This window comes from Streptomyces sp. NPDC059718, assembly GCF_042733315.1.
GTDB lineage: Bacteria > Actinomycetota > Actinomycetes > Streptomycetales > Streptomycetaceae > Actinacidiphila.
Map to the genome: position 1 here is coordinate 57,640 of NZ_JBHWGA010000015.1, position 12,285 is coordinate 69,924.

12 protein-coding genes are annotated in these 12,285 nt (G+C 74.0%); 7 read left to right on the forward strand and 5 right to left on the reverse strand.

Annotated elements, in window-relative coordinates; genetic code table 11:
* Positions 1-16 precede the first annotated feature (16 nt).
* A complete protein-coding gene (locus tag ACFV3E_RS18700) occupies positions 17-475 on the forward strand; it encodes a MarR family winged helix-turn-helix transcriptional regulator (protein WP_500370390.1) in 459 nt (152 codons plus the stop codon).
* Positions 476-482: 7 nt separating this feature from the next.
* Here ACFV3E_RS18700 and ACFV3E_RS18705 read toward each other — a convergent pair whose 3' ends face one another.
* Positions 483-1,430, reverse strand: coding sequence for a hypothetical protein (locus tag ACFV3E_RS18705; protein WP_500535609.1), 948 nt, complete (start codon positions 1,428-1,430; stop codon positions 483-485).
* A 153-nt stretch (positions 1,431-1,583) separates the two neighbouring features.
* On the opposite strand from ACFV3E_RS18705, the gene ACFV3E_RS18710 reads away from it, so the two are divergent.
* Positions 1,584-2,120, forward strand: a complete 537-nt coding sequence (locus ACFV3E_RS18710) for a nucleoside/nucleotide kinase family protein (RefSeq protein WP_499510995.1) — start codon at positions 1,584-1,586, stop codon at positions 2,118-2,120.
* Positions 2,121-2,169: 49 nt separating this feature from the next.
* Here ACFV3E_RS18710 and ACFV3E_RS18715 read toward each other — a convergent pair whose 3' ends face one another.
* Positions 2,170-2,877 (reverse strand): FadR/GntR family transcriptional regulator, encoded by a 708-nt coding sequence (locus tag ACFV3E_RS18715; RefSeq protein ID WP_500535610.1) that lies wholly within the window; start codon positions 2,875-2,877, stop codon positions 2,170-2,172.
* A gap of 113 nt (positions 2,878-2,990) precedes the next feature.
* Here ACFV3E_RS18715 and ACFV3E_RS18720 point away from each other — a divergent pair, with 113 nt between their 5' ends.
* The 3 genes from ACFV3E_RS18720 to ACFV3E_RS18730 all read left to right on the forward strand — a co-directional run bounded on the left by ACFV3E_RS18720 (position 2,991) and on the right by ACFV3E_RS18730 (position 5,974).
* Positions 2,991-3,512 (forward strand): gluconokinase, encoded by a 522-nt coding sequence (locus ACFV3E_RS18720; protein WP_500535611.1) that lies wholly within the window; start codon positions 2,991-2,993, stop codon positions 3,510-3,512.
* A gap of 62 nt (positions 3,513-3,574) precedes the next feature.
* On the forward strand, positions 3,575-4,978 hold the full coding sequence (locus ACFV3E_RS18725; RefSeq protein ID WP_500535612.1) for a GntP family permease: 1,404 nt from the start codon (positions 3,575-3,577) through the stop codon (positions 4,976-4,978).
* 75 nt (positions 4,979-5,053) lie between these two features.
* Complete coding sequence (locus ACFV3E_RS18730) at positions 5,054-5,974, forward strand: MBL fold metallo-hydrolase (RefSeq protein WP_500535613.1); 921 nt, start codon at positions 5,054-5,056, stop codon at positions 5,972-5,974.
* Positions 5,975-5,986: 12 nt separating this feature from the next.
* Here the strand turns inward: ACFV3E_RS18730 and ACFV3E_RS18735 are convergent, their stop codons facing one another.
* Together ACFV3E_RS18735 and ACFV3E_RS18740 are read right to left on the reverse strand one after the other, a co-directional pair.
* Positions 5,987-7,276 carry a glucarate dehydratase family protein gene (locus tag ACFV3E_RS18735; protein ID WP_500535614.1) on the reverse strand — a complete coding sequence of 430 codons (1,290 nt, stop codon included), beginning with the start codon at positions 7,274-7,276 and terminating at the stop codon, positions 5,987-5,989.
* 122 nt (positions 7,277-7,398) lie between these two features.
* On the reverse strand, positions 7,399-8,307 hold the full coding sequence (locus ACFV3E_RS18740; RefSeq protein WP_500535615.1) for an ADP-ribosylglycohydrolase family protein: 909 nt from the start codon (positions 8,305-8,307) through the stop codon (positions 7,399-7,401).
* Between the two features lie 129 nt (positions 8,308-8,436).
* Here ACFV3E_RS18740 and ACFV3E_RS18745 point away from each other — a divergent pair, with 129 nt between their 5' ends.
* Positions 8,437-9,462, forward strand: a complete 1,026-nt coding sequence (locus ACFV3E_RS18745; protein WP_500535616.1) for a phosphotransferase family protein — start codon at positions 8,437-8,439, stop codon at positions 9,460-9,462.
* A 3-nt stretch (positions 9,463-9,465) separates the two neighbouring features.
* A complete protein-coding gene (locus ACFV3E_RS18750; RefSeq protein ID WP_500535617.1) occupies positions 9,466-10,689 on the forward strand; it encodes an acyl-CoA dehydrogenase family protein in 1,224 nt (407 codons plus the stop codon).
* Between the two features lie 597 nt (positions 10,690-11,286).
* Here the strand turns inward: ACFV3E_RS18750 and ACFV3E_RS18755 are convergent.
* Positions 11,287-12,273 carry an NADPH:quinone oxidoreductase family protein gene (locus tag ACFV3E_RS18755; RefSeq protein ID WP_500535618.1) on the reverse strand — a complete coding sequence of 329 codons (987 nt, stop codon included), beginning with the start codon at positions 12,271-12,273 and terminating at the stop codon, positions 11,287-11,289.
* Between the last annotated feature and the right edge of the window lie 12 nt (positions 12,274-12,285).

Genomic DNA, 12,285 nt, shown 5'->3' on the forward strand with positions numbered 1-12,285 from the left:
GAGTACACTCGCAGACATGAGCGCCCCGACCGCCGCGACGACCGCGCAGCCCACCAAGATCGAGCTGCTGGAGCTGCTCGCCGCCATCGGCACCGCCCAGTGGCAGGACTTCGCCGCCGCGGCCGCCCGGCACGGGCTGACCTCCATGCAGGCCAAGGTGCTCGCCCAGCTGGGCGGCCCGATGCCCATGCGCGGCCTGGCCGAACGGCTGGTGTGCGACGCCTCCAACGTCACCGGCATCGTCGACCGTCTCGAGGCGCACGGCTTCGTCCGCCGCGAGGTGAGCGCCAGCGACCGCCGGGTCAAGAACGTCGTGGCCACCGATCTCGGGCGCGAGACCATCCGCCGCGTCCGCGACGAGATGCAGGCCACCCACGGGGCGCTGGACACCCTGGACGCGACGGAGCAGGCGGCCCTCTACGCGCTGCTGGAGCGGCTCCGCCCGGTCATGGAGGCACGCGGCAAGGACCGCTAGGCGCGGCCTACGCCCGGCGCCGGGCGGGCCGGGCGCGGGAGCCGGCACGAGGACGGGAGCGGGGCGGCGTCAGGCCGCGCAGTGGGGCGACGAGGGCGCGGACCTCGCGGTCCGCGAAACCGGGTTCCCCCGCGATCACCCGCACCAGTTCCTCGCGCACCGGGCGTCCGCGCCCCGCCTGGACCAGGGCCAGCGACTCGGCCAGCGCCGCCGGGAGGTCCGGTCCGTGCCAGGGGTCCGCGGCGTAGGCGTCGAACCAGCGCGGCGGCGGGAAGGACGGCTGCAGCTTGGGCTGCTCGTTCCCGAGGTACGACCACACCCAGGGGTCCAGGGACACCCCGACGACGTGCCCGGCCGGCAGGGCCCGGGCCCAGCCGCCCGCCGTGTGCTGCTGCCAGCGCCAGGTGTGGGGGCTGGTCCGCCGGCGGGCCGTCACCCCGACGAAACGCAGCTTGCGGCGGATCACCGGCCACGGCTCGCGGCTCTCGCGCACCCAGTCGGCGAGGGCGGCGAACAGCGTGTCGTAGGTGCCGCCCTCGGAGACCAGGTCGACCAGGGCCACCGGGCGGGTGCGGCGGGCCAGGGCGTGGGGCGCGAGCCCGGCGCGGGCGAGGTGCTCGCGCAGGCGGGCCGTGTGGGCGGGCGCCGGAACCGGGCGCAGGCGCAACGACAGTGGCAGGCGCAGCAACCGCCCTTCCCCGGACGAGCCTTCGAAGGCGCCGGTCAGCAGGTCGTACATGCTGTCCAGGGAGCGGCCGACGAAGCACAGGTCGGCGCCGCCCGTGCGGGCGAGCACCTTCCCCGTGCACGCGGCCAGTTCGGGGAGGTACCACAGGCGGGGGCGCGCGGCGCCCTCGGTCAGGGTGCCGAGCCGGTCCGGCGGCGCACCGCCGCGGGCGCGCGTCAGCGCCCAGCGGTACGGCTGGGGCGGCGGGGCGGCCGGCGTGGCGGTCATGATCCCCAGTGCACCATCCGCCATCTTGGCCGGTCACCTGGTTTTCGGTCCGCCGAAACGTTCCGCTTGACGTGTCTCGAACATAGAGTCGCCCTGGGCGCCGCGCGGCGCCCGGCGGTGTGACGGAAAGAGCAGAGCGGTGAGGTGCGAGCGATGTTCCTGATCACCGGGATCCCCGCAGCGGGGAAGTCGACCGTGGCGCAGGCACTGGCCGAGCGGCTGCCCCGCTCGGCGCACGTCCGGGGCGACGCGTTCCGGCGGATGATCGTCGGCGGGCGGGCCGAGGCACTGCCCGGCGACGGCTCGGGGGACGTCGCGGGCCTGACCGAGGAGGCGCTGCGGCAACTGCGGCTGCGGCACTCCCTGGCGGCGGCGAGCGCGGACGCGTACGCGGCGTCCGGGTTCACCCCCGTCCTGCAGGACGTCATCCTCGGCGACGAACTGCCGCGCACGATAGCCCTGTTGCGCACCCGGCCGCTGCACGTCGTGGTCCTCGTCCCCTCCCCGGAGGCGATCGCCGCCCGCGAGGCCGGCCGGGCCAAACGGGCCTACGGCGCATGGACCCCCGCCGACCTCGACCGCGCCCTGCGCGCGGGCACCCCGCGGATCGGCCTCTGGCTGGACACCTCCCGCCAGACCCCGGAGGAGACCGTGGACGCGATCCTCCGCCACGCCGGCCCCACCGGCTGACCCCGTGCCCCCCGCCCCCGGCACCGCACAGGCGCGCCGCAGGGCGCGGTCAGGGGGCCAGGACGTCGAGTTCGCGCAGCGCGCCGACGCAGATCTCGCGCATCAGGCGCTCCGCGGACCGCGCGTCGCGGGCGCGGACGGCCTCGGCCACACGGACGTGGAGGGTGACCGCCTCCGGGTCGGGGGCGCTGAACATGACGTGGTGCTCGGTGCGCCCGGTGAGCACCTCCGCGACGACGTCGCCGAGGCGGGCGAACATCTCGTTGCCGGACGCGGTGAGCATCACGCGGTGGAAGGCCACGTCGTGCACCAGGTACTCGCCGAGGTCGGCGGCCCGTCCGGCCGCGGCCATCTCGGCGGCGAGGACGGTCAGTTCGCGGCACTGCTCAGGGCTCGCGGCGGCCGCCGCGAGCCCTGCGGCGACGGGCTCCACGGCGGTGCGCAGCATGGTGAGCGAGCGCAGTTGCCGGGTCCGGTCCGCACCGGCGAGGCGCCAGCGGATGACGGCCGGGTCGAAGACGTTCCACTCCTCGGTGCGGCGCACCGTGATGCCGACCCGGCGCCGCGACTCGACGAGGTGCATGGCCTCCAGGACGCGTACGGCCTCGCGGACGACGGTGCGGGAGACGCCGTACTGCCGCTCCAGCTCGTCGATGCGCAGCACGGTGCCGGGCGGGTACGCGCCCGAGGCGATGGCGGGGCCGAGTTCCGCCAGTACACGGGCGTGCAGGCCGCCGTGCTCTCCCTGCCGATCCATGGGCGACAGCCTATGCGGGGATTCCTTCGTATGACGATTTCATCTCAGACACTTGAATAAGTAGTACCTATGGCGTTTCCTGGGGCGGTCATGCGGACGAGGAGGTACCTGTGATGACCGAGGCAGGCCCGGAAGGCCCGCACCGCCCCCTGGTGGTGGTGATGGGCGTGTCCGGTTCGGGCAAGTCCACCGTCGGGGGGCTGCTCGCCGAGCGGCTGGGCGTCCCGTACGCCGAGGCGGACGACTTCCACCCGCCCGCCAACATCGCCAAGATGTCGGCCGGGCACCCGCTGGACGACGAGGACCGGGCGCCCTGGCTGGACGCCATCGCGGCGTGGATCGTCGAGCGCGGCGACCGCGGCGGCGTGGTCAGCTGCTCGGCGCTGCGGCGCCGCTACCGCGACCGGCTGCGCAAGGACGCCCCCGGGCTGTTCTTCCTCCACCTCGACGGTTCCGAGGAACTGATCTCCGCGCGCCTGGCGGCGCGGATGCAGCACTTCATGCCCGCGGGCCTGCTGCACTCCCAGTTCTCGACGCTCGAACCGCTGGAGCCCGACGAGGCCGGTGCCGTCGTCCCGGTCGACGGCGGTCCCCGGCAGATCACCGAGCGCGCCCTGGCCGCGCTCCCCCGCTGAACCCCCTCCCGACCACCCGTCCTCCCCTTCCCCCCACCCCCTCTCCCCCCACGGAGTAGAACGTGTCTGCACTCAGTGCCGAGTTGCTGGCCGCGGCCCCGGCGGCGACGGAGCCGATCACCAGCGCGGGCGACACCCGGCTCGCCCTCGCCGCGCTCGCCGGCATCGCGGTGATCGTCCTGCTGATCACCCGCTGGAAGATGCACGCCTTCCTCGCCCTCACCATCGGCACCGGTGTCCTCGGTGCCGTCGCGGGCGCCCCCCTCGCCAAGACCATCACCAGCTTCACCACCGGCCTCGGCACGACCGTCGCGGGCGTGGGCGTCCTCATCGCGCTCGGCGCGATCCTCGGCAAGCTGCTCGCCGACTCCGGCGGCGCCGACCAGATCGTCGACACGATCCTCGCCAGGACGGGCGAACGACGGCTGCCGTGGGCGATGGCGCTGATCGCCGGCCTGATCGGGCTGCCGCTCTTCTTCGAGGTCGGCATCGTGCTGCTGATCCCGGTCGTGCTGCTGGTGGCCCGGCGCGGCAACCACTCCCTGATCCGGATCGGCGTCCCGGCACTGGCGGGTCTGTCCGTGATGCACGGACTGGTGCCGCCGCACCCCGGCCCGCTCGCCGCGATCGACTCCATCCACGCCGACCTCGGCACCACCCTCGCGCTCGGCGTGCTCGTCGCGCTGCCCACCGTCGCGATAGCCGGCCCGCTCTTCGGGCGGTTCGCCGACCGCTGGGTGAAGGTCACCCCGCCCGAGCACCTCACCCCCACCCGGGCCTCGGACGACCTGGAGAAGCGTCCGGGCTTCGCCGCCACCGTGGCCACGATGCTGCTGCCGGTGGTGCTGATGCTCGGCAAGGCGCTGGTGGACGTCCTCGTCGACGACCAGGGCAGCCTGGTCTTCCGGATCTTCGACGTCATCGGCTCGCCGCTGATCGCCCTGCTGTCCGCCGTGGTCCTGGGCATGTTCACCCTGGGCCGGGCGGCCGGCTTCACCAAGGAGCGGATCTCCACGACGGTGGAGAAGTCGCTCGGCCCGATCGCCGGCATCCTGCTGATCGTCGGCGCGGGCGGCGGCTTCAAGCAGACCCTCATCGACGCCGGCATCGGCAACATGATCCTGAACTGGTCGGAGGGCTGGAACATCTCGCCGCTGCTGCTGGCCTGGCTGATCGCCGTCCTGATCCGGGTCGCCACCGGCTCCGCCACCGTGGCCACCATCTCCGCCGCGGGTCTGGTCGCGCCGCTGGCCGAGGGCATGACCTCGACGCACGCCGCACTGCTGGTGCTCGCCGTCGGCGCCGGCTCGCTGTTCTTCTCGCACGTCAACGACGCGGGCTTCTGGCTGGTGAAGGAGTACTTCGGGATGAACGTCCCGCAGACCCTGAAGTCCTGGTCCGCCATGGAGACCGTGATCTCCGTCGTCGGCATCGTCTTCGTCCTGCTGCTCTCGCTCGTCTTGTAGGCGACGCCCCCGCGTCGCCGTCCGGACGCCCTTTCCTGGTACGTTCCATGCGTCTGACCAGGGAAGGGCGTCAAAATGTCACAGCTGCACACCGAGCACCCGTTCACCGTGGAGGTCGCTCCCGGGGTCCACGCCTACGTCCAGCCGGACGGGGGCTGGTGCCTCAACAACGCGGGCTGGGTGACCGACGGGCACACGACGCTGCTGGTCGACACGGCCGCCACCGAGCGCCGGGCCCTGATGCTGCGCGAGGCCCTCGTCGCCTCCGGCGCGCCGATGCCCGCGCACGTGGTCAACACCCACCACCACGGTGACCACACCTACGGCAACGCCGTCTTCGCGGCGGCGGCCCGGATCGTCGGGCACTCCGCGTGCGTCACCGAGCAGGTCGCGGCCGGGCACCAGCTGCACGCGATCTGGCCGGACGTGGAGTACGGCGAGGTGCCGGTGCTTCCGGCGACGGTCACCTACGAGGACCGGCTGACCCTCCACGTCGGCGAGGAGGAGGTCCAGCTCCTGCACCCCGGGGTGGCCCACACCCTCGGCGACACGATCGTCTGGCTCCCGGGGCGCAAGGTCGTCTTCACCGGCGACCTGGTCTTCAACGGCGGCGCGCCGTTCGTCCCCATGGGCTCGCTGGAGGGCTCGCTGCGTGCCCTGGAGGTGCTGCGCTCCCTCGACGCCGAGGTCGTCGTGCCGGGGCACGGCGGCATCTGCGACCCCTCGGTCTACGCCACCGTCGAGGGCTACCTGCGCTTCGTGGCCGAGCTGGCGGCGGAGGGCCACAAGGCGGGACGGACGCCGATGGAGGTCGCGCGGGCGGCCGACCTCGGCGAGTTCGCGACGCTGCGCGAGCCGGAGCGGCTGGTCGCCAACCTGCACCGCGCGTACGCGGAGCTGGACGGCCTGCCGCTCGGCTCCCCGCTGGACCTGATGCCCGTGATCACCGACATGGCCGTGCTGAACGGCGGCCGGATCCCGGAGTGCCTGGCCTGAGGCCCGCCCGGGTCACCAGCGGCGGGTGACCCAGCCGGGCTCGGCCTTGCGCATGGCGGCGGCGTCGTCGCGCTCGTGGAAGGTGCCGTCGTCGTCCAGCCAGCGCCGGTGCAGGGCGGCCAGGGCCGTACGGTCCACTTCCACCCCGAGGCCCGGGGCGTCGGAAACGTTCAGCCGGCCGCCGCGGAACTCGTGGCGGCGGGTGATGACGTCCTCGGTCTGCCAGGGGTAGTGGGAGTCGCAGGCGTGGTGCAGCCCGGGCACGGTGGCGGCGACATGGGTCATGGCGGCCAGGCTGATGCCCAGGTGGGTGTTGGAGTGCATCGAAAGGCCGACCCCGAAGGTGCGGCAGATCGCGGCCAGTTCGCGGGTGTTGCGCAGCCCGCCCCAGTAGTGGTGGTCGGAGAGCACGATCTGGACCGCGTCCTTGGCGAAGGCCTCGGCGATCTCGGGGAAGGTCGTCACGCACATGTTGGTGGCGAGCGGCACGTCGGTGCCGGCGGAGACCTCGGCCATCAGTGCGGTGCCCGCGGCCGGGTCCTCCAGGTACTCCAGGACGTCGCCGAGCTCCCGCGCCACGTGCAGCGAGGTCTCCACCGACCAGGCGCCGTTGGGGTCCAGCCGCAGCGGCTGCTCGGGGAACGCCTGCGCCAGGGCCCGTACGGCGGCGATCTCCTCCTCCGGCGCGAACACCCCGCCCTTCAGCTTGAACGAGGTGAAGCCGTGCTCGCGCACCAGCCTGCGGGCCTGCGCCACCACTCCGGCCGGGTCCAGCGCGGCGTCCCAGTCGTCCTTCTCGCCCTGGCCGCCGGGGTGTTCTGCCCAGCGGTAGAAGAGGTAGGCGCTGTAGTCGACGGTGTCGCGGACCTTCCCGCCGAGCAGGGCGTGCACGGGCAGCCCGAGCACCTTGCCGAGGGCGTCCAGGCAGGCCACCTCGAAGGCCGAGACCACCGAGAGCAGCAATTTGTCGGCGGTCTGGACACCGCGCAGTCCGCCCGCGTCCACCGCGTCGGAGGTCCCCTCGGGGGGCGCGCACACCAGCGCCGCGAGCGACGGCAGGTTGTTGAGGTCGTCGACGCGGCAGCCCGGCAGGGCATCCGCCAGCTGCCGGGCGGGTTCGAGGTAGCGGGTGTCGCCGTAGGTCTCCCCGACCCCGCTCACGCCGCTCGCGGTGGTCACCTCGACGATCAGGCGTGGGGTGTAGGCCTGGTGCACGCCTTGGGTGTTGAGCAGCGGCGGGTCGGAGATGAGGACGGGGGTGAGACGTACCCCGGTGATCGTCAGGTCCCTGCGCTGTGTCACTGCACGCCGCCCCTCGCGTTCATCACGTTCACGTATGTGAATTCCATACGTCCACCAGAACGCGACCCTAGGCGGCGTCCGGATGCCCGTCAAGAACGCGCAGGTCGGCGGCGCTACGCCGATCAGCCGGACGGCGCCGGGACCCAGTCCGGCAGCGGCTCCAACGCCGCACGCCAGGCGGGCGGCAGCGAGGCGACACCGGTGCGGGCGGCGATGACCCCGCCGGCGATGGCACAGGTGGTGTCCATGTCCCCGAACCCGGCGACGGTGTGCCACAGGCCGCCCTCCAGGTCGTCCAGGTGCCGCGCGGCGCACCACAGCGCGAAGGGGACGGTGTCCTGCGCCGAGACCCCGTAACCGGAGCCCAGGACCTCGGCCGCGTGCCGCACCGAGGTGCCCTCGGGGAAGCGGCCCGCGATGCGCAGGCCGGAGCGCACGTCGCTGTCGGGGAGCCGGTCGGCCACCGCCGCCAGCAGGTCCTCCGGGGCCGGGCCGCCCCGGCTGCGGGCCGCGAGGGCGGCGGCGAGCGCGACGGCGACGGCTCCGGCGGCGGCCTCGGGGTGGTGGTGGGACACGGCCGCCTGCGCGGCGGCGGCGCCTGCGGCACCCTCCAGGTCGGCGGCGAGCCAGGCGCCCAGCGGCGCGACCCGCATCGCGGCTCCGTTGCCGTACGAACCCTGCCCGCCGAACTGCCCGCCCACGACGTCCGCCCAGGGCTCCCCGGCACCGATGCGGCGCAGGACGTCGTGCATGGAGGGGCCGTACTTGCGGTAGGGGTCGGCGGCGTAGGCCCCGGCGAGACCGGCCGCGAGGGCGTCCTGCCCGACGGTTCCGCCGTGCGCCGCGAGGTGCCCGAACAGCGCCAGGGCCTGGGCGGTGTCGTCGGTCCAGTACCAGGGAACGTCCTCGGGGGTGATCCGGTGCGCGATGCCGCCCTCCCGCTCCTCACGGGAGACGAAGAACCACCGGTCGCCGAAGGCGTCGCCATGGGCCAGTCCGTACAGCGAGTCGAGGGCGGCGGGCGGGATCATGGCGTCAGTCTCGCAGCGCCGGGAACGGTGGGCACCTGCTTTTCGCGGCGGACGGGGCGGCGGACTGGACGACATACCGACTGGTCGGCATGATAGCCGGGACAGCTATGGCAGTGGCGAGGAGCAAGGATGAGCGGGACGGAGAACCCACCGGGACTCGACCTGGAGCGGCTGCGGCGGCACCTCGACGCCGAGCGGCCCGGGCTGGTGGCGGGCGCGCTCGACGGCGAGCTCATCGAGGGCGGCCGGTCGAACCTGACCTACGCGGTGACCGACGGCGTCTCCCGCTGGGTCGTCCGGCGCCCGCCGCTCGGCCACGTCCTGGCGACGGCGCACGACATGACCCGCGAGCACCGGGTCATCAGTGCCCTGCACGACACCCCCGTCCCCGTCCCGGGGGCGGTGCTGCTCTGCGAGGACCCCGAGGTCATCGGCGCGCCCTTCTACGTCATGGACTTCGTCGAGGGCACGCCCTACCGCACCGAGGGACAACTCGCGGCGCTCGGGCCGGAGCGCACCCGGGACATCGTGCTGCGGCTGGTGGACACCCTGGTGGCGCTGCACGCCGTGGAGCCGCGCGCGGTGGGACTGGACGACTTCGGCAGGCCCGAGGGCTTCCTGGAGCGGCAGCTGCGCCGCTGGGGCAAGCAGCTCGACGCCTCGCGCAGCCGCGAGCTGGCGGGCATCGACGAACTCGCGGCGCTGCTCGGCACGCGCCTGCCCGCCTCCGCGCCGGCGGCGGTCGTGCACGGCGACTACCGCCTCGACAACGTCCTGATCGGCGCCGACGACACCGTCCGGGCCATCCTCGACTGGGAGATGTCCACCCTCGGCGACCCGCTCACCGACCTCGGGCTGCTGCTCATGTACAGCGAACTGCGCCCCACCCCGGGCACCCCCGTCTCCGTCACCGGGGGCGCGCCCGGCCACCCCTCCCCCGCCGAGCTGGTCGAGCGCTACGCGGCCGGCTCCGGCCGGGACGTGTCCTCGGTCGCCTGGTACACCGCCTTCGCCTACTTCAAGCTCGCGGTGATCCTCGAGGGCATCCACTACCGCTACACCCTCGGCCAGACCCTCGGCGCCGGCTTCGACCGGATCGGCGCCCTGGTCCCGGCCTTCATCGACAACGGCCTGCGGACGCTTCAGGAAGGCTGAGCCATGGATTTCGCGTACGACGCCAGGACCGGGGAACTGCGCGAGCGGCTGCTCGCGTTCATGGACGAGCACGTGTACCCGGCGGAACCGGTCTTCCACCGGCAGCGCGAGGAGGCCGAGGGCGAGGCCGTGTGGTCGGCGCCGCCGGTCGTGGAGGAGCTGAAGGCCGCGGCGCGCGAGCGAGGGCTGTGGAACCTCTTCCTCCCCGGCGAGCGCGGCGCCGGCCTCACCAACCTCCAGTACGCGCCGCTGGCCGAGATCACCGGCCGCAGCCCGCACCTCGCCCCGCCGGCCCTCAACTGCGCCGCGCCGGACACCGGCAACATGGAGGTGCTCAGCGAGTTCGGCAGCGAGGAGCAGCGCAAGGCCTGGCTGGAGCCGCTGCTCGCGGGCGAGATCCGCTCGGCCTTCGCGATGACCGAGCCCGGCGTCGCCTCCTCCGACGCGACCAACATCGAGACGCGGATCGAGCGGGTCGGTGACGAGTACGTCATCAACGGCCGCAAGTGGTACATCTCCGGCGCGATGAACCCGCGGTGCCAGATCTTCATCGTCATGGGCAAGACCGACCCGGCCGCGGACCGGCACCGCCAGCAGAGCATGGTCCTGGTGCCGCGCGACACCCCCGGCCTCGAAGTGCGCCGCGGCATGCGGGTGTTCGGCTACGACGACGGCGACCACGGCGGCCACGCGGAGGTCGTCTTCCACGACGTGCGCGTCCCCGCGGAGAACCTGATCGGCGAGGAGGGCGGCGGCTTCGCCATCGCCCAGGCGCGGCTGGGCCCGGGCCGCATCCACCACTGCATGCGGCTGATCGGCATGGCCGAGCGGGCGGTGGAGCTGATGTGCCGGCGTGCCACGGGGCGTGTCGCCTTCGGCAGGCCGCTGGCGGCGCAGGGGGTCGTCCAGGAGTGGATCGCCGAGGCCCGGGTGGAGATCGAGCAGTTGCGGCTGCTGGTGCTCAAGACCGCCTGGCTGATGGACACCGTCGGCAACCGGGGTGCCCACACCGAGATCCAGGCCATCAAGATCGCCACCCCGCAGAAGGTCGGGCTGATCCTCGACCGCGCCATCCAGCTGCACGGCGCGGGCGGCGTCAGCCAGGACTTCCCGCTGGCGGAGCTGTACGCGGCCGCCCGCACCCTGCGGCTGGCCGACGGCCCCGACGAGGTCCACAAGCGCTCCCTGGCGCGCCGTGAACTGAGGCGGTACGCCGAGAACGCCTGACGCGGCACGGACGACGGCGGCTCCCCCGGGCTCCTGCCCCCGGGGGAGCCGCCCCCGTACGCGGCCGGTACGCGGGCGGGGCGCCTCCGGTCAGCGGGCGTCGCCAAGGTGGTCCCTTCGCGGTGCCCGGCATCGGTTGCCCGCGCGGTGCGGATTCCGCGCAACCGGCGTCGCGGCCGCCTCCCGGCGCGCGGGCGGCGCACCCTCGGGGCTGATCCCCCCTCTCGGTCCGTCCACGCGCCGACGCGCGTCGTGTGACCGGGGAGGCGCGGACCCGCTCCCGATGGCTGGCCCGCCAGTCGCCGGCGCCGCACGCATGACGGGGAGAGCGGGATCGGCCGTATGCACGGGATGTCGCGTGCCGAACCCCTGGGCGCGCCCCTCGGTGACCGCTTCGGCGAGCGGCAGCACGGCTGCCGCGGCGGCACCCGGCCACGGCGCTCCGCGGGGGCGGGTCCGCGGGGGCGGGTCCGCGGGCGAGGGGCCTGCGGACCCGGATCCGGACGCCGGTGGCAGCGCGGTGGAGTCGCCGGCCCTCCACCGCGGCCATCCGGGCCGGGGCTTGCCCGGCGCGCTCCAGCTCCGCGCGGTGCGCGATCAGCCGGGCAGGACCACCACGCGGCCGGTCGTCGTGCCGTCGGCGACCCGCTGGACGGCGTCGGCGGCGCCCTCCAGGGCGACGCGCTCGCTGACGAGGGGCTTGATCGCGCCCTCGGCGGCGAGACGGGTGAGCTCCTCGTGGCAGCCGCGCACGGCGGCGGGGTCGTGGGTGTTGTACAGGCCCCAGTGCAGGCCGACGATGGAGTAGTTCTTGACCAGGGCGTGGTTCAGGCCGGGGCTGGGGATCGTGCCGCTGGTGAAGCCCACGACCAGGATGCGGCCCTCGAAGGCGATGCACTTGGTGGACCGGGTGTAGGCCTCGCCGCCCACCGGGTCGTACACGACGTCGGCGCCGCGTCCGCCGGTGGCCTCCTTGACGACGGCCACGAAGTCCTCGCTGGTCCGGTCCACCACGACGTCGGCGCCCAGTTCGCGGGCGGCCTTGGCCTTCTCGGGCCCGCCGACCACGCCGATCACCGTGGCGCCCGCCGCCTTGCCGAGCTGGACGGCGGCGCTGCCGACACCGCCCGCCGCGGCGTGCACGAGCAGGGTCTCGCCGGCCCGGAGCCCCGCCCGCCGGTGCAGCCCGAACCAGCCGGTCTGGTAGCCGATGTGGAGGGCGGCGGCCTCGGCGTCGTCCAGCGCGGGGGGCGCGGGCAGCACGCTCGCGGCGGGGGCGAGGGCGAGTTCGGCGAAGGCACCGCCGGGCAGCGCCGCCGGGCCGATGACCCGGTCGCCCGCGACATGCCCGGTGACCCCGTGGCCGACCGCGACGACCTCACCGCAGAACTCGACACCCGGGGTGAACGGCAGCGGCGGTCGCACCTGGTAGTGCCCGCGGCAGAGCAGCGCGTCGGGGAAGTTGACGTTGGCCGCGCGGACCTTCAGGAGCAGTTCACCGGGGCCCGGCTGCGGGTCGGGGACCTCGTCCAGGCGCATCGCCGCGCGCGGCTCCCCGTTCTCGTGCACTCGCCATGCCTTCATGCGGTCTGCTCC